14 protein-coding genes and 1 CRISPR repeat array (1 of these 15 only partly in view) are annotated in these 19,241 nt (G+C 41.9%); of the genes, 3 read left to right on the top strand and 11 right to left on the bottom strand.

Going from position 1 to position 19,241, the window contains the following annotated elements:
- Nucleotides 1-1,492: direct repeats of the CRISPR family, unit length 36 nt; unit sequence GTTTTAGAGCTGTGTTGTTTCGAATGGTTCCAAAAC; it reaches 195 nt to the left of the window's first position.
- 41 nt (nt 1,493-1,533) lie between these two features.
- From HMPREF9189_RS11430 to pbp1b, 6 genes are all read right to left on the bottom strand, one after another.
- Nucleotides 1,534-2,214: a rhomboid family intramembrane serine protease gene (locus tag HMPREF9189_RS11430; protein WP_000658472.1), complete on the bottom strand. Its 681-nt coding sequence runs from the start codon at nt 2,212-2,214 to the stop codon at nt 1,534-1,536.
- A complete protein-coding gene (locus tag HMPREF9189_RS11425) occupies nt 2,198-2,737 on the bottom strand; it encodes a 5-formyltetrahydrofolate cyclo-ligase (RefSeq protein WP_000834341.1) in 540 nt (179 codons plus the stop codon). Before HMPREF9189_RS11425 ends, HMPREF9189_RS11430 begins: the two co-directional genes overlap by 17 nt.
- An 11-nt stretch (nt 2,738-2,748) precedes the next feature.
- Nucleotides 2,749-3,879 (bottom strand): N-acetyldiaminopimelate deacetylase, encoded by a 1,131-nt coding sequence (locus tag HMPREF9189_RS11420; protein ID WP_000886117.1) that lies wholly within the window; start codon nt 3,877-3,879, stop codon nt 2,749-2,751.
- Nucleotides 3,880-3,947: 68 nt separating this feature from the next.
- Nucleotides 3,948-4,646 carry a 2,3,4,5-tetrahydropyridine-2,6-dicarboxylate N-acetyltransferase gene (dapD, locus tag HMPREF9189_RS11415; RefSeq protein ID WP_000127446.1) on the bottom strand — a complete coding sequence of 233 codons (699 nt, stop codon included), beginning with the start codon at nt 4,644-4,646 and terminating at the stop codon, nt 3,948-3,950.
- A gap of 84 nt (nt 4,647-4,730) precedes the next feature.
- A complete protein-coding gene (locus tag HMPREF9189_RS11410; protein WP_009755499.1) occupies nt 4,731-5,642 on the bottom strand; it encodes a DMT family transporter in 912 nt (303 codons plus the stop codon).
- An 80-nt stretch (nt 5,643-5,722) separates the two neighbouring features.
- Entirely contained in the window at nt 5,723-8,224 is a 2,502-nt protein-coding gene (pbp1b, locus tag HMPREF9189_RS11405; protein ID WP_000664431.1) for a penicillin-binding protein PBP1B, read from the bottom strand.
- Nucleotides 8,225-8,364: 140 nt separating this feature from the next.
- Here pbp1b and tyrS point away from each other — a divergent pair, with 140 nt between their 5' ends.
- On the top strand, nt 8,365-9,621 hold the full coding sequence (tyrS, locus tag HMPREF9189_RS11400; RefSeq protein ID WP_000546905.1) for a tyrosine--tRNA ligase: 1,257 nt from the start codon (nt 8,365-8,367) through the stop codon (nt 9,619-9,621).
- Nucleotides 9,622-9,698: 77 nt separating this feature from the next.
- On the opposite strand, the gene HMPREF9189_RS11395 is transcribed toward tyrS, so the two are convergent.
- The gene (locus HMPREF9189_RS11395; protein WP_000008763.1) at nt 9,699-11,759 is read right to left on the bottom strand and encodes a heavy metal translocating P-type ATPase; all 2,061 of its coding nucleotides are present in this window, start codon (nt 11,757-11,759) and stop codon (nt 9,699-9,701) included.
- 1 nt (nt 11,760) lies between these two features.
- Nucleotides 11,761-12,039, bottom strand: coding sequence for a DUF6110 family protein (locus HMPREF9189_RS11390; RefSeq protein ID WP_000910912.1), 279 nt, complete (start codon nt 12,037-12,039; stop codon nt 11,761-11,763).
- A gap of 151 nt (nt 12,040-12,190) precedes the next feature.
- Here HMPREF9189_RS11390 and HMPREF9189_RS11385 point away from each other — a divergent pair, with 151 nt between their 5' ends.
- Nucleotides 12,191-13,039: a putative RNA methyltransferase gene (locus HMPREF9189_RS11385; RefSeq protein ID WP_001095502.1), complete on the top strand. Its 849-nt coding sequence runs from the start codon at nt 12,191-12,193 to the stop codon at nt 13,037-13,039.
- Between the two features lie 111 nt (nt 13,040-13,150).
- Here the strand turns inward: HMPREF9189_RS11385 and HMPREF9189_RS12615 are convergent, their stop codons facing one another.
- The 3 genes from HMPREF9189_RS12615 to malQ all read right to left on the bottom strand — a co-directional run bounded on the left by HMPREF9189_RS12615 (nt 13,151) and on the right by malQ (nt 17,409).
- Entirely contained in the window at nt 13,151-13,357 is a 207-nt protein-coding gene (locus HMPREF9189_RS12615) for a hypothetical protein (protein ID WP_009013759.1), read from the bottom strand.
- Between the two features lie 251 nt (nt 13,358-13,608).
- The gene (glgP, locus tag HMPREF9189_RS11375; protein ID WP_000937155.1) at nt 13,609-15,867 is read right to left on the bottom strand and encodes a glycogen/starch/alpha-glucan family phosphorylase; all 2,259 of its coding nucleotides are present in this window, start codon (nt 15,865-15,867) and stop codon (nt 13,609-13,611) included.
- Nucleotides 15,868-15,891: 24 nt separating this feature from the next.
- On the bottom strand, nt 15,892-17,409 hold the full coding sequence (gene malQ, locus HMPREF9189_RS11370; protein WP_000747313.1) for a 4-alpha-glucanotransferase: 1,518 nt from the start codon (nt 17,407-17,409) through the stop codon (nt 15,892-15,894).
- A gap of 474 nt (nt 17,410-17,883) precedes the next feature.
- Here malQ and HMPREF9189_RS11365 point away from each other — a divergent pair, with 474 nt between their 5' ends.
- Nucleotides 17,884-19,152, top strand: a complete 1,269-nt coding sequence (locus tag HMPREF9189_RS11365) for an extracellular solute-binding protein (protein ID WP_000095459.1) — start codon at nt 17,884-17,886, stop codon at nt 19,150-19,152.
- Nucleotides 19,153-19,241: the final 89 nt, after the last annotated feature.

Below are 19,241 nucleotides of genomic sequence, written 5' to 3'. Positions count from 1 at the left end.
TCATGTTTTAGAGCTGTGTTGTTTCGAATGGTTCCAAAACTATAGTTGCAATCAAATAACCTTCCCTTATGTTTTAGAGCTGTGTTGTTTCGAATGGTTCCAAAACTGTAGGTTCAACAGTTGAACACCCTGCATTGTTTTAGAGCTGTGTTGTTTCGAATGGTTCCAAAACTACCCCAATGGTGATTATCCAAAAGAGGAGGTTTTAGAGCTGTGTTGTTTCGAATGGTTCCAAAACAGAATCTCTTTCAGTAATATTAATACCTGCGTTTTAGAGCTGTGTTGTTTCGAATGGTTCCAAAACTAACGAGATCAAATCACGTGCATTGGAAGAGTTTTAGAGCTGTGTTGTTTCGAATGGTTCCAAAACTCAGATACAAGAGGGGTTAAGGTCGTATATGTTTTAGAGCTGTGTTGTTTCGAATGGTTCCAAAACTTGAAAGTGTATCCTTCAGATGCTTGCATCGTTTTAGAGCTGTGTTGTTTCGAATGGTTCCAAAACGAAAAGTCAGTTGGTTAGAATGACCCGCATGTTTTAGAGCTGTGTTGTTTCGAATGGTTCCAAAACGTGAAAGGTACATATTAACAATCTGATTGAGTTTTAGAGCTGTGTTGTTTCGAATGGTTCCAAAACAGGGCAAGCGTGCAAGTAAGCAGATAAAAGGTTTTAGAGCTGTGTTGTTTCGAATGGTTCCAAAACTTGAACGAATACAATGTAGTCAGCTACTTTGTTTTAGAGCTGTGTTGTTTCGAATGGTTCCAAAACATCTTCTGATGTGGAGATTATGACTTATATGTTTTAGAGCTGTGTTGTTTCGAATGGTTCCAAAACCGAACTGAACATTAGCATTGACATCGGCTTGTTTTAGAGCTGTGTTGTTTCGAATGGTTCCAAAACCGAGGAACAGGGGTCGACATTGTCAAAGCAGTTTTAGAGCTGTGTTGTTTCGAATGGTTCCAAAACCAGCCAGATTGAGTCCTTCAAAACTCATTAGTTTTAGAGCTGTGTTGTTTCGAATGGTTCCAAAACACATTTCAAGTATGGTTTTAACGATGTAACGTTTTAGAGCTGTGTTGTTTCGAATGGTTCCAAAACACATTTCAAGTATGGTTTTAACGATGTAACGTTTTAGAGCTGTGTTGTTTCGAATGGTTCCAAAACAACAGAATATTGACGGGAACGCTGATTTCTGTTTTAGAGCTGTGTTGTTTCGAATGGTTCCAAAACGAAACTCTTCTTCGAGCAAACCTACCCAGAGTTTTAGAGCTGTGTTGTTTCGAATGGTTCCAAAACTCAGTCTGAGAAGAAAATGAGGGAGCTGGTGTTTTAGAGCTGTGTTGTTTCGAATGGTTCCAAAACAATAGAGATGATGTTCAGCTTATGATTGAAGTTTTAGAGCTGTGTTGTTTCGAATGGTTCCAAAACCAGAGAATGGAAATCTTCATCTTTACCATTGTTTTAGAGCTGTGTTGTTTCGAATGGTTCCAAAAAAAGCTACTCATTTTTTGAGTAGCTTTTTAACTATTCCATCCCTACACATAGCTCATTCCCTTATAGCAAAGGAAAATGGCTAGTGCGATAAAAAGTACAGTTGCTCCGATTCGCTGGCTGGTACTATACATCCTTTTTTCCCATTTGACTGGAAAGATGATCGCTAGAAAAGCCCCGCCTACTGCGCCACCAATATGCCCTGCTAGGCTGATTCCTGGGATCAGAACACTTCCAATGATATTTATCACGAAAAGTGTCAGATAGGATTGCCCCAACTGCTGAATATAGGGGTTGCGAGTTGCGTAACGCAAGACGATGATCGCAGCAAATAGTCCGTAAAGAGAAGTGGAGGCCCCTGCTGCTACAACTTTCGGTGTGAAAGCAAAAACAAAGAGATTGCCCATCATTCCTGATAAGAGATAAAGAAGGAAAAATTGCTTAGAGCCGAAAATCTCCTCCACCTGTTGTCCAAGAAAGTAGAGTGAAATCATATTGACAATGAAATGCTCCCATCCAATATGCACAAATATAGCCGAAAATAGGCGCCAAATCTGCTCTGGGAACAGGCGAATGATTGGTCCATACATAGCTCCAAACTGAAGCAAGGTATCTGCTCGTTCAAAATTTAAACCTGTAAGAACCAACATCAAAAGAAATACCAATGCCGTTACTAGGAGGAAGAAACTAGTCACAGGATAGCGTTTATCAAAGATTTCCTTCATAGATTAGCACCTCCTGGACGGGAATATCATGGTCTTCCAAGTTAAACTCCTGAACCTGACAAGGATAGATTGTACTCAGGCTCTGCCCAGCAAAATTTTCCAGATAGCGGTCGTAGTAGCCTCCACCATATCCAATCCGATAGCCCTTTGTTGTAAAAGCCAAGCCCGGAACATGAATCAAATCAATCCGAGATGTATCCACTACTTCCAAGTCCCCTTGGGGTTCCAGTAAACCAAAGGAAGTTTTTACCAACTGCTGCGGATCATATACCACAAACTCCATGCGCCCCTGGGGATAGGTTTTGGGTATCAAAACCTTCTTGCCGTCCTTCAGCGCCTGCTCGATCAATTCTTGCGTTTGAAATTCATGAGGGAAGGAGAGATAGGTTGCGATGACCTTAGCTTCTTGGTAAAAAGGGTGTTGTAAGAAATGCTCAGTTAAAACTTGGTCCATAGCCTGTTTTTGTTCCTGAGATAGAGTCTTCATTTCTTGCAAGACTTGCTTACGTAATTCCGATTTCATAGACAATTCCTCTACTCTGCCGCCTTCTTTTTCAAGAAACTAGAGACCGCCTCCACCCCAACGGCTAAGGCTTCTTCCTTAGGGCTCATCTGAGGGTGATGAAGGGCGTAGGGACTATCGATACCTAGCCAAAACATAACGCCATCTACCTTCGAAAGGAGATAACCAAAGTCCTCACCAGTCATAGCAGGCTCGATATCGATCAACTCGATTCCGTCTTTTTCTTCAAAGAAGTCCATCAGTTCACACGCCAAGGCTGGATTGTTCTCCACAGGTAGGTAGCCTCCTTGCTTGAGTTCCACTTCGACTTCCATATCAAAGGCTACTGCAACACCTTCTGCGACTGTCTTGACTCTCTTTTGTACCAAAAGGCTCATGTCCTGGGTCAAAGCCCGAATGGTTCCGTGTAAAAAGGCTGTGTCTGTAATGACATTGTTGGTTGTTCCAGCTTGAAAAACACCAAAGGTCACCACTGCTCCCTCGATTGGGTTGACATTACGGCTAACCACTGACTGCACCTGAGTGATAAAGTAGCTAGCAGCCACCAAGGCATCATTGGCCTCATGTGGAAAAGCAGCGTGTCCACCTTTTCCTTTGAAACGGATCTTAACTTCGCAAGTCCCCGCAAAGAGCGTATGGGTATTGGTCGCAATCTGTCCAACCTTCAGATCCGGACGAACATGGAGGCCATAAAATTGGTCTGGCAACCAGTCCCCAAAAGCACCATCCTCATACATGAGCATACCACCGGCTTCATTCTCCTCAGCAGGCTGAAATAGGAAGAGCAAATTATTCTTGGGTTGCTCCTCAAGAGCGCGTTCGAGACAGCCCAAGGCAATAGTCATATGAAAATCATGGCCACAGGCATGCATGCGACCTTGGTGCTGAGAGGCAAAAGGCAGTCCTGTTTGTTCGACGATAGGCAGGCCATCAATATCTGTTCGCCAACCAATGGTTCGTTCCGGCTGACTTCCCTGCAGGTAGACCAAAATCCCTGTCCGCCAAGTACGAACTTGAACAAAATCCTTGCCCGTTGTCAATTTCTCAATCACATCCAGCAAATAAGCCTGAGTCTTGAACTCTTCCAAGCCAATCTCTGGAATCTGGTGTAAATCTCGTCTAGTCTGAATCAAATCTAACATCTATCTATCCTCCGATATAGCAGAAAGAGGCTGGAAAAAGGATTCCGCCTCTTTTTTTACTTTTACAATTACAAGGTACGAAGCGCATCCTCTAACGCTGTTTTTTGTTGGGTTTGGGCATCAATTTCTTTGATGATACGAGCTGGAACACCTGCTACCACTACACTTTCTGGGACATCTTGGGTAACGATAGCTCCTGCGGCAACGACTGAACCACTACCGATTTGGACCCCTTCGATGACCACTGCATTAGCTCCGATGAGAACATTATCCCCGACACGGACTGGATCAGCACTAGCTGGCTCAATCACACCTGCCAAAACTGCACCTGCACCAACGTGGCTGTTCTTCCCAACGATGGCACGGCCACCAAGGATAGCCCCCATGTCAATCATAGTTCCTGCACCGATTTCTGCTCCGATATTGATAACTGCTCCCATCATGATAACAGCATTGTCACCAATTTCAACTTGGTCACGGATAATCGCACCTGGCTCGATACGAGCGTTGATAGCACGTTTATCTAGCAAAGGAACTGCAGAGTTACGAGCATCTTGCTCGACAACATAATCTTGATTTTCTACCAAACCTTCAAGAAGCGGAGCGACATCCTTCCAGTCTCCGAATAAAACATTTCCTAGTTTGACAACAGAGCTTGGTACAGCAGTTGCGAGTTCTCCCTCAAAGGTTACTTTGACACTGGTTTTCTTTTCAGCATTGGCGATAAATTGGATAATCTCTTGAGCGTTCATTTTTGTAGCAGTCATAGGCGCCTCCTGGTTCGTTATAATGATACCTATTCTACCAAAAAAGGCTTCAAATTTGAAGCCTTAACTATCAAATAATCATCTTTACTGGGCTTGTTTTGCTTCTTCTACAGATAAGAAAATCATCGGAACGATAATCAACACCATAGCCAAGGCCAAAAAACCATCCATGACCAATCCCAGAAAAAGAACACTTAATAAAGCTGAAGAAAGCGGTTCGCTAGCACTCACCACCGATACAACCAGCGGGGAAACGAGTGACACAGCCTTCATAGATAGGAAGAAGGCAAAAGCGGTGCCAAACACGGCAATCGTCAGACAAATCAGCACACTTACCAAATCCACTTGAAAACTTATCTGATAAATAGGGTATAGGAAATTACTAAAGAGTCCTGCCAGAATCATCCCCCAACCAACAGTGGGTACAAAACCATAGTGGCGGGCAAATCGTTGAGGCAAGATGACATTAAACATGACGCCTACTGCACTGAGCAAGCCTGTCACTAGAGCCAAAGGTGTCATGGACAACTGGGACAAGTCCCCTTTTGTAGCCATCAAAAAAACACCTAGCATGGCAATCAAAACATAGAACACCGCTGTAATCGAAGCCTTCTTCTGGTAAATGATTCGATTGTAAAACAGGATAAAAACTGGGCTGATAAATTGCAAAATGGTCGCCGTCGTCGCATTGGAATACTCAACGCAGAGATAGAAGAAAAACTGCACAGAAAAAATACCTAGAATAGCATAGGCTAAAAAAGGTAGATAATTTTTCTTATCACGCCAGATGTCCAATAATCGAGTGCGCAACTGAAGGGCCGATAAGCCTAAAACCAAACTCCCCGCTACCAGTAAACGCATAGAAGTAATCCATCCAGAAGACACTGGATAATGAGTGAAAAAATACTCTCCTAAAATCCCACAGATCCCCCAGATTAGGCCTGAGAGTAGCGAGTATAGTGTTCCCTTAACAATCTTTTTCTGATAATGATTCATATTATTATTGTAACACGAAACCAACAAAGAAAAAAGTAGCAACAAGGTCAAAATTAAGATAACCTTGCTGCTACTCTATCTTAACGATTAAATAGACGTGAACGTCCTGAAGAGCCACTCTGAGTATTTCCACTCGAACTTGTTGTTCCCGAACCGCTACTTGAGCTTGGAGGAGTTACTGCAGGAATGCTTCCTAGAATATTCTTCCAAGCATTCTGATAATCTGCATCGCTTCCTCCAATAGCGAAGCGGTAGGCGGTTACTGGCGCCCCTTCTTTCGTAGCCCAGTAACTTGTTACGGTAGAACCGGAAACGTTAACTTCTTTGCCATTAATTGAAACCTTGCCCGGCTTCTCCCCTGTCGACTTGAGAACTTGTGACTTGGTCACACTTGAGTCAAGATTAAAGCGCTCATTCCCCCAAATGCCAGGTTTTGCTTGTTGAATAGCATTAACCAAGTGGGCCATATAGTTGGCATTGCGGTAGTGGCCCGCCCCTTTGGCTAGTGGTCGGTTGTCATCGTGACCTAGCCAGCCACCCAAGGTCAAGCGAGGCGTAGAAAGCATAAGCCACATGTTTTCATCTTCATTGGTTGTACCAGTTTTTCCAATCCAGTCGGCGCTAGCGAGGCTTGGATTGATGGTAGCCAAGTCTGTCTGGAAACTTGAGGTAATCCGAGATGAAATGACATCGCGAAGCAAACTTTGCATGATGGTCGCTGTCGCTTTTGAGTAAACTTGGACAGGTTTATCTTTATGTTCATAAACCACTCGACCATCTGTTGACTCGATCTTCGCGATCATGTGTTTCTTATGGTAAACTCCGTTGTTGGCCAGAGTCTGATATCCGTTAGTATGCTGAGCAACTGTAACGTCAATTCCTCCGCCCATCGGTAAACTCTCAATACCATATTCTGGGATTTCGTAACCCATTTTTTCCATATAGCCTTTAACATCAACACCCTTCTCTCGAAGTGTACGATAAGTCCAGTAGGCTGGGATATTCCATGAGTAGTTAAGGGCCTCCCCTAACGTCATCATGCCCGTACCAGGACTATTGACATACATGATGGGATTGCCGTTTGAAAAGTTGGTTGGATAGTTTGATAAGATACTTGCACTTCCCATCAAACCTTGGTCAATAGCGATACCATAGGCCAATATAGGCTTCGTGGTTGAAGCTGGAGAACGCTTGGTGTCGATAGCGTGATTGTTCTGATTTTCTTGATAATTACGGCCACCAACAAAGCCAAGAATGGCTCCCGTTTGGTTGTCCATGAGGACATTCCCCACCTCAGGCTGGCCTGTTGAATCATCTAGCAGATAGCCGTAGGTCGCAACCGCATTTTGCATCGCAGCATGAACATTTTTATTAATAGTCGTCGTAATCTTATACCCACCATTTTCAATTTCCTTAGTCGCTAAATCACGATAAGCTTTCTGGATGGATTCATTCTTTTGCTCTTGTACAGAAACATTATCTCTCTGAATCAGGTAGTCATACATCCGGTCAGTAGCTTCTGCCAAGGTTGCAAAGTAAAGATAGTCGCGTGAGCTTCCGTTGACACTACCTGATGGTAGAAAGTCTTGCTTAAAGTCATAGTTCTTGTACTTGTCGTAATCTTCCTGACTTAGAGCCCCTGTCCGGTACATATTATAGAGAACATCTCTAGCCCGTTTGATCCCCAGAGCCAAATCTTCCTCGCTCTTCATACTACCGTCAGATTCATAAGGGGAGTAACTAATTGGGCTCTGTGGCAATCCTGCGATAAAGGCTGCTTGAGGGACCGTTAAATCCGAAGCCTTAACCCCAAAGATTCCCTCTGCGGCCTGCTGAGCACCTGCAATATTTTGGCCTTTATGATTGCGACCAAAAGGAGCAATGTTGAGGTAGGTTGTTAAAATCTCATCCTTACCCATAGCCCGTTCTAAAGCCAAGGCATCAATAATTTCTTTGGCCTTACGAGCTAGAGTGGGAGCGTCCCCCACTACTTGTTGCTTGATGACCTGCTGAGTCAAGGTCGAACCACCACTAGACGATCCCAAACCGACAAAGGTTCCCAGAGTCGCACGAATAACGGCCTTAGGCACAACTCCCTTATGCTCATTGAAATGCTCGTCCTCTGTCGCAATGATAGCCTTTTTGAGATTATCTGAGATAGCATCCGAAGCGACTGACGTGCGTAACAAATCTCCCTCGATGGAAGCAATGGAACTCCCATCAGCATAGGTAATTTCTGAGATGGAGGGAATGTCCTTCACTTGTTTGACCAATTCCTCTGTTTGAGGCACCTTGGCCTTGTCAAATAGAGCAACCCCATAACCCATAGCCATCCCAGCACCAAACAGTCCACCGATAAAACCTAGGATAAAGAGAGTATTAAAAACTATTTTAAACCCACTCAAAACCCTAGCAAAATTAGATCCTGCCTTTCCAACTTTGTCAGAAGAGGTCCCCTTTTTACCGGTTTTCTTATCAGCTAGTTTTTCTGCTAGTCTTTTCTTCCATTTTGCAATTCGTTGCATTAGTTGCTGGAAAAAATGCAGCATTTTTGTTTTTAATTCATTAATTCTTTCTTTCATGAATGTCCTCGCTTTCTCTATTATACCATAAAAGGGAAACTTTCAATAAAATAGCCACTTTCTTCCCTATTCCACTAGGCTATTAATCAAGTTTGTGATACAATAGGTAGAAACAATATTTTATAAAGGAGAAAAGACATATGCACATTTTTGATGAGCTAAAAGAGCGTGGTTTGATTTTTCAAACGACTGACGAAGAAGCTTTGCGTAAAGCCCTAGAAGAAGGTCAAGTTTCTTATTATACTGGCTACGATCCAACTGCTGACAGCCTTCACCTCGGCCACCTTGTCGCAATCTTGACAAGTCGTCGTTTGCAATTAGCAGGTCACAAACCTTATGCGCTCGTTGGCGGTGCTACAGGTCTCATCGGAGATCCGTCCTTCAAAGATGCTGAGCGTAGTCTCCAAACAAAAGACACAGTAGAGGGCTGGGTCAAGTCTATCCAAGGACAACTTTCTCGTTTTCTTGACTTTGAAAATGGGGAAAATAAAGCTGTCATGGTCAACAACTACGACTGGTTTGGCAGCATCAGCTTCATTGACTTCCTCCGTGATGTCGGAAAATACTTCACTGTCAACTATATGATGAGTAAGGAATCTGTTAAAAAACGGATCGAAACAGGGATTTCTTACACTGAGTTCGCTTACCAAATCATGCAAGGATATGACTTCTACGTCCTTAACCAAGAGCACAACGTAACACTACAAATCGGTGGTTCTGACCAGTGGGGAAATATGACAGCTGGTACCGAATTGCTTCGTCGTAAGGCTGACAAGACTGGTCATGTTATAACTGTTCCATTGATTACAGATGCGACTGGTAAGAAATTTGGTAAATCTGAAGGAAATGCAGTCTGGCTTAACCCTGAAAAGACTTCTCCATACGAAATGTACCAGTTCTGGATGAACGTGATGGATGCTGACGCTGTTCGCTTCTTGAAGATCTTTACCTTCTTGTCACTGGATGAAATTGAAGACATCCGAAAACAATTTGAAGCGGCGCCACACGAACGCTTGGCTCAGAAAGTCTTGGCTCGTGAAGTTGTGACTCTTGTTCACGGCGAAGAAGCCTACAAGGAAGCCCTCAACATCACCGAGCAACTCTTTGCTGGAAACATCAAAAACCTTTCTGTCAAAGAACTCAAACAAGGACTTCGTGGAGTGCCAAACTACCAAGTAAAAGCAGACGAAAACCACAATATCGTGGAACTCCTCGTGTCATCTGGTGTGGTGAATTCAAAACGCCAAGCCCGTGAAGACGTCCAAAACGGAGCTATCTACGTCAACGGCGACCGTATCCAAGACCTTGACTATGTCTTGAGTGACGCAGATAAGTTAGAAAACGAACTCACTGTTATCCGCCGCGGGAAGAAGAAATACTTTGTGTTGACTTACTAAATTGTTAAACATTTACCTATAAACAAAGGAGTTACCCTCGAGAAAGGTAACTCCTTTTTGCTGTGAATAGTCCCCACCTATCCCTTAATAGACAGGCTACGCAGGACTATGCGTAAGGTTGTTAGATTATGTAGGATAGAGAGGTTTGAAGGACTGAGCCAATTAAACAAGCCAAAGCCAATCAAACTACTATTTACGACAACGGTATCTTGAATATTCTTCTTAATGAGTGTTTGCAAAGATGATGATAGCGAATCCAACTCTTGGAAGAAATCCAAACGATTATCTAACAATAAGATATCACTCATCTGCTTAGAAATATCTGCACTCTCATTCATCACCACACCGATATCTGATAGGGTTAGAGCCGCTGAGTCATTCAATCCATCTCCAACCATCAAAATAGTGTGACCTGCTTTCTGCAGTTCCTCTACTAACTCAAATTTCCCATCAGGTTTCAAGTCTGTATATACCTGATCAAAGGGCAAATCTTTGACTAATTCCTCTGTCCTAACCAAGGTGTCCCCTGTTGCCAGAATCAATTTTTTCCCCTGTGCCTTAAGTTTATCCAAGGCTGTTTTTGCTTCTTTTCTCAAAGGAGTATGAATGCAGAACATTCCAATCAATTCATTCTGATAAGCCAAGAATAAGAGATTGTAGTGACTCTTGTACTCTTCAATTAAAGCATTTTGTTCTGAACTGATATGAATCTGCTCATCCTGCATCAAGACATAATTCCCAATAAGAACTGGTTGGCCATCTATATGAGATTTGATCCCCTTGCTTGCAATATATTGGAGTTTCCCATGCATTTCCTCATGTTCAATCCCCTCTATCTCAGCTTGCTTGACGATGGCATTAGCAATAGGATGATAAATGTGTTCCTCAAGACAGGCACTGATTCTGAGAATATCTTCCTCACTATAGTCTCCAAAAGGTAACACCTTTTCAACTATCGGATAGCTAGTTGTGATTGTTCCCGTCTTATCAAACAAGAAAGTATCAACTTCCAGATATTTCTCCAAAACATCTCCATCCTTAATCACCATTTCACGGTTCAACCCCTCCTTGATAGCTGTCAAATAAGCTACAGGAGTAGAGATTTTCAAAGCGCAGGAGAAATCGACCAATAGGAAAGAAATAGCCTTAGAAAAAGAACCTGTCAATAGGTAAGTCAGCCCAGCCCCCAAGAAATTATATTTGACGACCTTGTCCGCCATTTTGATGAAATAGCGTTGTTTCGTTTTCTTGTTTTCTTCAGATTTCTTCATCAACTCAATCAGTTGTAAAATCCGGCTGTTCATCTGATTATCGGTTACACGAATGCGTAACTCTCCAGTTTCTAATACTGTATTTGCACAAACCAAATCAGACTCTCTTTTTTCAACTGGAAAACTCTCTCCCGTCAAGGAACTTTCGTTGACCATACCTAAACCTGAAACTACTTGTCCATCAAACAGAATTTCATTTCCTTGAGATAAGACCAAAACATCTCCTATTTGAACATCGGAACTCTTGATACTAACAACCGTATCGCCCTGTACTAGGAATACATCGCTCTCTTTTGCAAGAAGACTCTGTTCTAAATCTGTTGCAGTTTTTTTCAAGGACCACTGATCTAAATGATTCCCCAAATCAAGCATAAACATGATGTTGCTAGCAGTCTTGGATTGATTCATGAACAAGGACAGTAAAATCGCCGAGCAGTCCAAGACTTCCATCGTTAGTTCCTTACGCGCTAGTGTTTGACAGGCTTCTCTAATATAGCCAAAAGCCTGATAACAAGTCCATATATAGCGAATAGGATACGGCACAAAACTACGAAAAAGCACACGCTTAATCGCTGCGCCTGAAACGATAGAATAAGCAGTCTCTTCTCTACGAATGGGAAGAGTCATCAACTCAGAAACTTTCCCCTTATCAATCTTTTTTAAAAAGGCTTCTGCATTTTCTAATACAGAGAAGCCTTCTTTCATACGTAGAGTAAAGTGCTGTTGATCCATATAAAACTGAATAGAGTCAATCCCTTTTTCATCTCTAGCCAAGGAACGAAGATAATCTTGAATATCCAAGGTCAGTGAAAACGAGGATGATAATCGGATATGTTGATATCCTCTGTGTAGCACTTTAAAAGACATATTATTCACCTGTCAGGCTATCTAATTGTTCTTCTTTCTTTTCCTGTTCGTATAAATATTTAGCGTCTTGTAAAACATCATCACCGTGTTGTTTTACAACAGAAACAGATGCATCCAGTCCATCTTTCAATTTGTAACCTTTAGCCAAGGCCTTAGAATAGGCTTTTTTAGCTTCTTTACTTGCCAAGACTTTCAAGCCAAGTGTCCCAAATGCTACCCCTCCTAAGAAGAGAGATGATTTTTTCGCAACTTTTGCGACGGTTAATACTTCTTTTAACATAGTCGTTTCCTCCTTATCATTATTATATAGCAATTTAGATATAAAAGCAATTCCATTCTATGGATTAAAGAATTGGATTTATTTCTATTGAATCTCATATCTACATACTCCTATACTTGCTTTCGCTTGCCTCTTTTGCTAGACTAAAACTATGAATACAAACCTCAAACCAAAACTCCAGCGCTTTGCTTCTGCTAGTGCCTTTGCCTGCCCTATCTGCCAAGAAAACCTAACCTTAGTAGAGAGCAGTCTCAAGTGTAGCAATCGCCATTCTTTTGACTTGGCAAAATTTGGCTATGTCAACTTGGCTCCGCAAATCAAGCAATCTGCCAACTACGACAAGGAAAACTTTCAAAACCGCCAACAAATTCTTGAAGCTGGTTTTTATCAGGCTATTTTAGAAGGTATCTCGGACTTACTAATAACTAATCCATCCGCAAAAACAGTCTTGGATATCGGTTGTGGCGAAGGTTTCTACTCTCGCAAGCTCCAAGAAAGTCACTCTGACAAAACCTTTTACGCCTTTGATATTTCAAAAGATTCCGTTCAAATCGCTGCCAAGAGCGAACCAAACTGGGCGGTCAACTGGTTTGTCGGCGACCTGGCTCGTCTTCCTATAAAAGACGCCAGCATGGATATCCTGCTTGATATCTTCTCGCCTGCCAACTATGGGGAATTCCGTCGCGTTTTATCCAAAGACGGTATTTTGATCAAGGTCATCCCAACTGAAAATCACCTCAAAGAAATCCGTCAAATGGTGCAGGACCAGCTGACAAAGAAGGATTATTCCAACCAAGATATCAAAGAACATTTCCAGGAACATTTCAGTATCCAATCTAGTCAGATTGCTTCCTTAACAAAACCTATCTCGGCTGAGCAACGCCAAGCCCTGCTTGCCATGACGCCCTTACTCTTTCACGTTGACCATACCAAGATTGACTGGAGCCAACTGACAGAGATTACCATTGAAGCAGAGATTCTAGTTGGGAAAGCACTGTAATTAAAACTTTCAGATAAGACAAAAACCCGCACCTCTTCTTGAGGTGTGGGTTTAAATCGCGATTTTTCAACTGTCTATCCGAAAAGTGGAAAAAAATTTTAACCTCTCCATTTATTTTCGATTCGAAATGACAAATTTATCAATGAATAATAAGTGAAATGAGGCAAGTGTAATCCCCAAATAGCACCCATGATAAGAGATTTCTTGATGGGTAAGTGGAAAAAGAGTACGATTCCCCATCGAGAGTGATGACAAAACCACAAATAGTATCCAAAATAAATCAGTCCATTTATATTTTGAAAAATATTTTTTCCACATAAAAACACCTTCTTTCTTCACCACAATGCTATTATAATACAAATTATAAGCGGATACAAGAAATACGAGGCCATCAACTACGAAGAATCATGAGACTGAAATACAGTAAAAAGCAGTATTTCTAAAACTTCAACGTATCTATGATTTATCTCTTTTTAGACCTGATTGGCTAAAATCCACATCATTCAAAAAAGCGAATTTCAATTGAAATTCGCTTTTTTTTACAAAGTGATTAGTATAAATTTTGTATCTTAGTTCAAGTGCCAGATATCTTCGTTGTACTGAGCGATTGTACGGTCAGATGAGAAGAATCCTGCTTTGGCAATGTTAACGATGACTTTATCCAACCATGCGTCGCGGTCTTCGTAATCAGCAAGCATTTGCTCTTTGACTTTAATGTAGTCTTCCAAGTCAAGGAGAGTCATGAACCAGTCTTTGTTGATCAACTCGTTGTAAAGACGTTCCAAGCGCTCTTTCTTACCTACTGCAAGAACAGCGTCGCTGACGATGAAGTCAACCAATGGTTTGATAGCTTCACGAGCGTAGAATTCGCTTGATTTGTAAGTTGCTTTTGCATAAAGGTCGATAACAGTTTCAGAATCTTCACCAAAGATGTAGATGTTTTCGTCGCCAACCAACTCAGCGATTTCCACGTTAGCACCGTCCATAGTACCAAGAGTCAAAGCTCCGTTCAACATGAATTTCATGTTACCAGTACCTGAAGCTTCTTTAGAAGCAAGTGAAATTTGTTCAGAGATATCACATGCTGGGATAAGGAAGCTTGCTGCAGTAACGTTGTAGTTTTCAACCATAACTACTTGCAAGTGTGGAGCTACTGCTGGGTCGTTCGCAATCACTTCTGACAAGCAAAGGATCAAGTGGATGATGTCTTGAGCGATTGTGTAGGCAGGAGCTGCTTTACCACCAAAGAATACTGTGATTGGACGAGCAGGGATGTTACCAGCCTTAATGTCAAGGTATTTGTGAATGACATACAAAGCGTTCATTTGTTGGCGTTTGTACTCGTGAAGACGTTTGATTTGGATATCAAAGATAGAGTTTGTATTGATTTCCACACCTTGGTGTTCTTTCAAGTGACGAGCCAATTTGCGCTTGTTGTGAGCTTTGATGCTTTCCAATTTTTCTTTGACAGCAGTCTTGTCTTCGTAAGACAAGAGTTTTTCAAGCTCATCCGCTTCATGGTGCCAACCCTCTCCAATAATCTCATCCAAGTAGTGAGACAGTCTTGGGTTGGCATGCATGAGCCAACGGCGGAATGTGATACCGTTTGTTTTGTTGTTGAATTTTTCTGGGTAGATGTCGTAGAATGCTTTCAACTCAGAGTTCTTCAAGATTTCAGTGTGGAGGGCTGCTACCCCGTTAACACTGTATCCGTAGTGGATATCCATGTGAGCCATGTGTACACGGTCGTTTTCATCAATGATTTGAACAGCTGGGTCTTTGTATTCTGCTTTCACACGACGGTCCAATTCTTTGATGATTGGTACCAAGTGAGGAACCACTTCTTCCAAGAATTCAAGAGGCCATTTTTCAAGGGCTTCAGCAAGGATTGTGTGGTTAGTGTAGGCAGTCATGCTACGAACGATAGAGATTGCTTCATCAAGCTCGATACCACGTGCAGTCAAAAGACGGATCAATTCAGGGATCACCATTGATGGGTGAGTATCGTTGATTTGTACAACTGCGTAGTCCGCAAGGTCATGCAAGTTGCTTCCTTTTTCGATTGCTTCGTCAATAATCAATTGCGCACCGTTTGAAACCATGAAGTATTGTTGGAAGATACGGAGCAATTCACCTTGCTTGTCGCTGTCGTCTGGGTAAAGGAAAAGAGTCAAGTTGCGAGCGATATCCGTCTTGTCAAAGCTGATACCATCTTCGATGATAGAAGAATCAACTGAATCCAAGTCAAACAAACGCAAGCGGTTTTTAGTAGTTGTTTTGTAACCAGGTACGTCGATATCGTAAAGAGTAGATGTCAATGTGAAGTGTGCGAATGGCACTTGGTAGCTACGGCTTGAGCGAACCAACCAATTCTGCTCTGTCAACCAAGCGTTAGGAATCGTTTCTTGTTGGTTGTTTTTAAGAACTTGTTGGAAAAGACCGAAGTGGTAGTTCAAACCAACACCGTCACCATTCAAACCAAGTGTAGCGATTGAGTCGATAAAACAGGCTGCCAAACGTCCCAAACCACCATTACCAAGAGAAGGCTCCAACTCAACTTCTTCGACTTCGATTAAGTCTTTACCTGCAGCTGCAAGTTCTTTTTTCACATCGTCGTAAAGGCCAAGGTTAATCAAGTTATTTGACAAGAGTTTACCGATCAAGAACTCAGCTGAGATGTAGTAAACTTTTTTCTTACCAGTGTTGACTGGTTTTTGACTGCTTGCAAGTTTGCTGTAGTTGAGAAGAGCAAGGTAAAGCTCTTCATTGCTACATTCTGCAATAGTTTTATTGTAACGTTTTTGTACAAATTCGTTTAATGGTAACATGTTTATGTGTCTCCTGATATTGTCTTATTTCTTTAATTCTACCAAATTTTCATTGATTCGGCGATAAATTGTAGTCAAGTCAAGCAAAGTTTCTTCAACCGCTGGTGTGAGTTGGTCTGCTGTCATACGCCATGACCAGTTTCCACCAAGAGTAGATGGGAAGTTCATACGAGCTGACTCATCTAGTTCTAGCAAGTCTTGCATAGTGGCAATAGCCATGAAGCTAACGGATGAAAAGATTGTGCGAAGCATTGCGTGTGGCACTGTCTCGTACTCTTTACGGTTGGTGTAACGCGCCATATACTCACGAGTTGGATCGTCGATCTCATTACGGTACCAACCAAGGACTGTATTGTTATCGTGTGTTCCTGTATACATAACAGAGTTGGCAGGTGCCAAGTGTGGGCTATCAATACTTTCGTCTTCTGGATTGAAGGCGAATTGAAGAATCTTCATTCCTGGGAAGCCAGTGCGTTCACGCAACTCGATGACTTCATCTGTCATGAAACCAAGGTCTTCTGCGATGATGTTTAGCTCACCAAGCTCTTCTTTAACAGCTGCGAAGAGTTTGTAGCCAGGACCTTTCACCCATTTACCAGGTGCTGCTGTATCGGAACCAGCAGGAATTTCCCAGTAAGATTCGAAACCGCGGAAATGGTCGATACGAACGATATCGTAAATCTTGAAGCTTTCACGCAAGCGTTCAATCCACCATTTGTAACCGTCTTTGTCCATTGCTTCCCAGTCATAGATTGGGTTTCCCCAAAGCTGACCAGTGGCAGAAAACTCATCTGGTGGGCATCCTGCGATGCAAGTTGCTTTACCAGTGGCATCTGTCTTGAAGAGATGTGGATTTGCCCACATGTCGCTTGAATCTTCCGCAACATAGATTGGCATATCTCCAACGATTTCGATGTGGTTGTCGTTAGCGTAGGCTTTCAATTTCAACCATTGTTGGAAGAAGAAGTATTGAGTCACACGGTGGTAAACCAACTTGTCTGCCAATTTCTCACGGTAGCTTTCAAGTGCTGAAGCTTTACGCGCACGAGCGTCTGCATCTGGCCATTCTGTCCAAGCAAGATTGTCAAAATGCTCTTTAATCGCCATATATTCTGCGAAGAGTTCGAGCCATGATTGGTTGTCTTGAGCAAACTTCTCAAAATCTTTGACATCACCCACTTCCAAGAAGCGTTTCACAGCTTTTTCTAAAAGTGGACGACGTGCGTAATAAATCTTCGCATAGTCAACTTCAGATGCATCGCTACCAAAGTCAACACCTTCAAGGTCACTAGCTTCCAACAAGCCTTGCTCTACCAAGATATCAAGGTCGATAAAATGCGTATTTCCAGCAAAGGCTGAGAATGATTGGTATGGAGAATCTCCATAGCTTGTTGTCCCAAGAGGGAGGATTTGCCAGTAACGTTGCTTCGTACGAACCAAGAAATCGACGAAATCATAGGCAGTCTGACCAAATGATCCAATCCCGTATGCTCCTGGTAGAGAAGAGATGTGCATCAACACACCACTTTGACGTTTTTTCATAATAGCACCTCATATGTTTGTTATAAAACGTTGCGCAATCAAGGCGCAAACGTTTGCGTTAATTTAAGTATAACGCATTTCAAAAACAAATGCAAGCGTTTTTAAAAATTTTTTTGAATTATTTTTATCTAACTAAAACTTATTCCCACTGATATTTTATGAAATAAGCGAAAAAATTTTAAAGATTTTCTGATTTAAGATAATTCATTCCCAATATCTGCTCTATTTTCTGAAAAACTGAGCCGAATTTACGCAATCGTTTTCCTAATATATTTTCAATTCAAGAGAAAGAAAGATTTAAAGTTTTTTTCCTATATAAGGGCATTGACAAATGTTTGAAACCTTAAAATTTTTTTAAAAAACTTTTTAAAAACGCTTGCAACCGTTTTCTATTTGTGCTATACTAAGCTCATAAAAGAAAACGTTTGCGTTTTCTAAATAAATTATACTGTTATTCTTTAGGAGGAATACACTATGTCATCTAAATTCATGAAGAGCGCTGCTGTGCTCGGAACTGCTACTCTCGCTAGCTTGCTCTTGGTGGCTTGCGGAAGCAAAACTGCTGACAAAGCAGCTGATACTAGCTCTTCAGAAGCGAAAGAAATCACTTTCTACGTTGAAGACCAATATAAAGCCTTTGCTGAATCAGCTGCAAAAGCTTATGAAAAAGAATCTGGCGTAAAAGTTACCATCAAAACAGGAGACCAAATGGGTGGTCTTGATAACCTTTCTCTAGACAACCAATCTGGTAAAGCTCCTGATGTTATGATGGCTCCATACGACCGTGTAGGTAGCCTTGGTACTGACGGACAACTTTCAGAAGTAACTCTTAGTGATGGTGCGAAGACAGACGATAAAACAAAATCACTTGTAACTGTTGGTGGTAAAGTCTATGGTGCTCCAGCTGTCATCGAATCACTCGTTTTGTACTATAACAAAGATTTGCTTAAAGAAGCTCCTAAAACATTTGCTGATTTGGAAAACCTTGCTAAAGACAGCAAATACGCTTTCGCTGGTGAAGATGGCAAAACAACTGCCTTCCTAGCTGACTGGACAAACTTCTACTACGCATACGGACTTCTTGCTGGTAATGGCGGTTATGTATTTGGCCAAAACGGTAAAGATCCTAAAGATATCGGACTTGCAAACGACGGAGCAATCAAAGGTATCGAATACGCTAAATCTTGGTACGAAAAATGGCCTAAAGGTATGCAAGATACTGAAGGAGCTCCAAACTTAATCCAAACTCAATTCCAAGAAGGTAAAACTGCTGCTATCATCGATGGTCCTTGGAAAGCTCAAGCATTCAAAGATGCTAAAGTAAACTACGGTGTTGCGACTATCCCAACTCTTCCAAACGGTAAAAACTATGAAACATTTGGTGGTGGTAAAGCTTGGGTTATCCCAGCAAGCACTAAGAACCTTGAAGGAGCTCAAAAATTTGTAGACTTCCTAGTTTCAACTGAACAACAAAAAGCATTCTACGATGTAACAAACGAAATCCCAGCTAATACTGAAGCTCGTACTTATGCTGAAGGCAAAAAAGATGAGTTGACAACAGCCGTGATTGAACAGTTCAAGAACGCTCAACCAATGCCAAACATCTCTCAAATGTCAGCTGTTTGGGACCCAGCTAAAACAATGCTCTTTGAAGCTGTAAGTGGTACGAAAGATGCGAAAACAGCTGCTAATGATGCTGTAACATTGATTAAGGACACAATCAAACAAAAATTTGGTGAATAATTGATTTGTTCAAGGGGGGTGGAAGCAAAATCCCCCTTTGAATTTATAGATACGCCTATTATTATACGTACGTATCTTACGATTGAATC

The organism is Streptococcus sp. oral taxon 071 str. 73H25AP, from assembly GCF_000146755.1.
GTDB classification, from domain to species: domain Bacteria; phylum Bacillota; class Bacilli; order Lactobacillales; family Streptococcaceae; genus Streptococcus; species Streptococcus oralis_T.
The sequence above is the reverse complement of the archived record's forward strand: the minus strand, read 5'-3'. Positions and strand labels throughout refer to the sequence as shown.

What these genes read in the sequence shown, in the direction of transcription:
- HMPREF9189_RS11430 (WP_000658472.1), bottom strand. Translation starts at nt 2,214, where the DNA reads ATGAAGGAAATCTTTGATAAACGCTATCCTGTGACTAGTTTCTTCCTC.
- HMPREF9189_RS11425 (WP_000834341.1), bottom strand. Translation starts at nt 2,737, where the DNA reads ATGAAATCGGAATTACGTAAGCAAGTCTTGCAAGAAATGAAGACTCTA.
- HMPREF9189_RS11420 (WP_000886117.1), bottom strand. Translation starts at nt 3,879, where the DNA reads ATGTTAGATTTGATTCAGACTAGACGAGATTTACACCAGATTCCAGAG.
- dapD (WP_000127446.1), bottom strand. Translation starts at nt 4,646, where the DNA reads ATGACTGCTACAAAAATGAACGCTCAAGAGATTATCCAATTTATCGCC.
- HMPREF9189_RS11410 (WP_009755499.1), bottom strand. Translation starts at nt 5,642, where the DNA reads ATGAATCATTATCAGAAAAAGATTGTTAAGGGAACACTATACTCGCTA.
- pbp1b (WP_000664431.1), bottom strand. Translation starts at nt 8,224, where the DNA reads ATGAAAGAAAGAATTAATGAATTAAAAACAAAAATGCTGCATTTTTTC.
- tyrS (WP_000546905.1), top strand. Translation starts at nt 8,365, where the DNA reads ATGCACATTTTTGATGAGCTAAAAGAGCGTGGTTTGATTTTTCAAACG.
- HMPREF9189_RS11395 (WP_000008763.1), bottom strand. Translation starts at nt 11,759, where the DNA reads ATGTCTTTTAAAGTGCTACACAGAGGATATCAACATATCCGATTATCA.
- HMPREF9189_RS11390 (WP_000910912.1), bottom strand. Translation starts at nt 12,039, where the DNA reads ATGTTAAAAGAAGTATTAACCGTCGCAAAAGTTGCGAAAAAATCATCT.
- HMPREF9189_RS11385 (WP_001095502.1), top strand. Translation starts at nt 12,191, where the DNA reads ATGAATACAAACCTCAAACCAAAACTCCAGCGCTTTGCTTCTGCTAGT.
- HMPREF9189_RS12615 (WP_009013759.1), bottom strand. Translation starts at nt 13,357, where the DNA reads ATGTGGAAAAAATATTTTTCAAAATATAAATGGACTGATTTATTTTGG.
- glgP (WP_000937155.1), bottom strand. Translation starts at nt 15,867, where the DNA reads ATGTTACCATTAAACGAATTTGTACAAAAACGTTACAATAAAACTATT.
- malQ (WP_000747313.1), bottom strand. Translation starts at nt 17,409, where the DNA reads ATGAAAAAACGTCAAAGTGGTGTGTTGATGCACATCTCTTCTCTACCA.
- HMPREF9189_RS11365 (WP_000095459.1), top strand. Translation starts at nt 17,884, where the DNA reads ATGTCATCTAAATTCATGAAGAGCGCTGCTGTGCTCGGAACTGCTACT.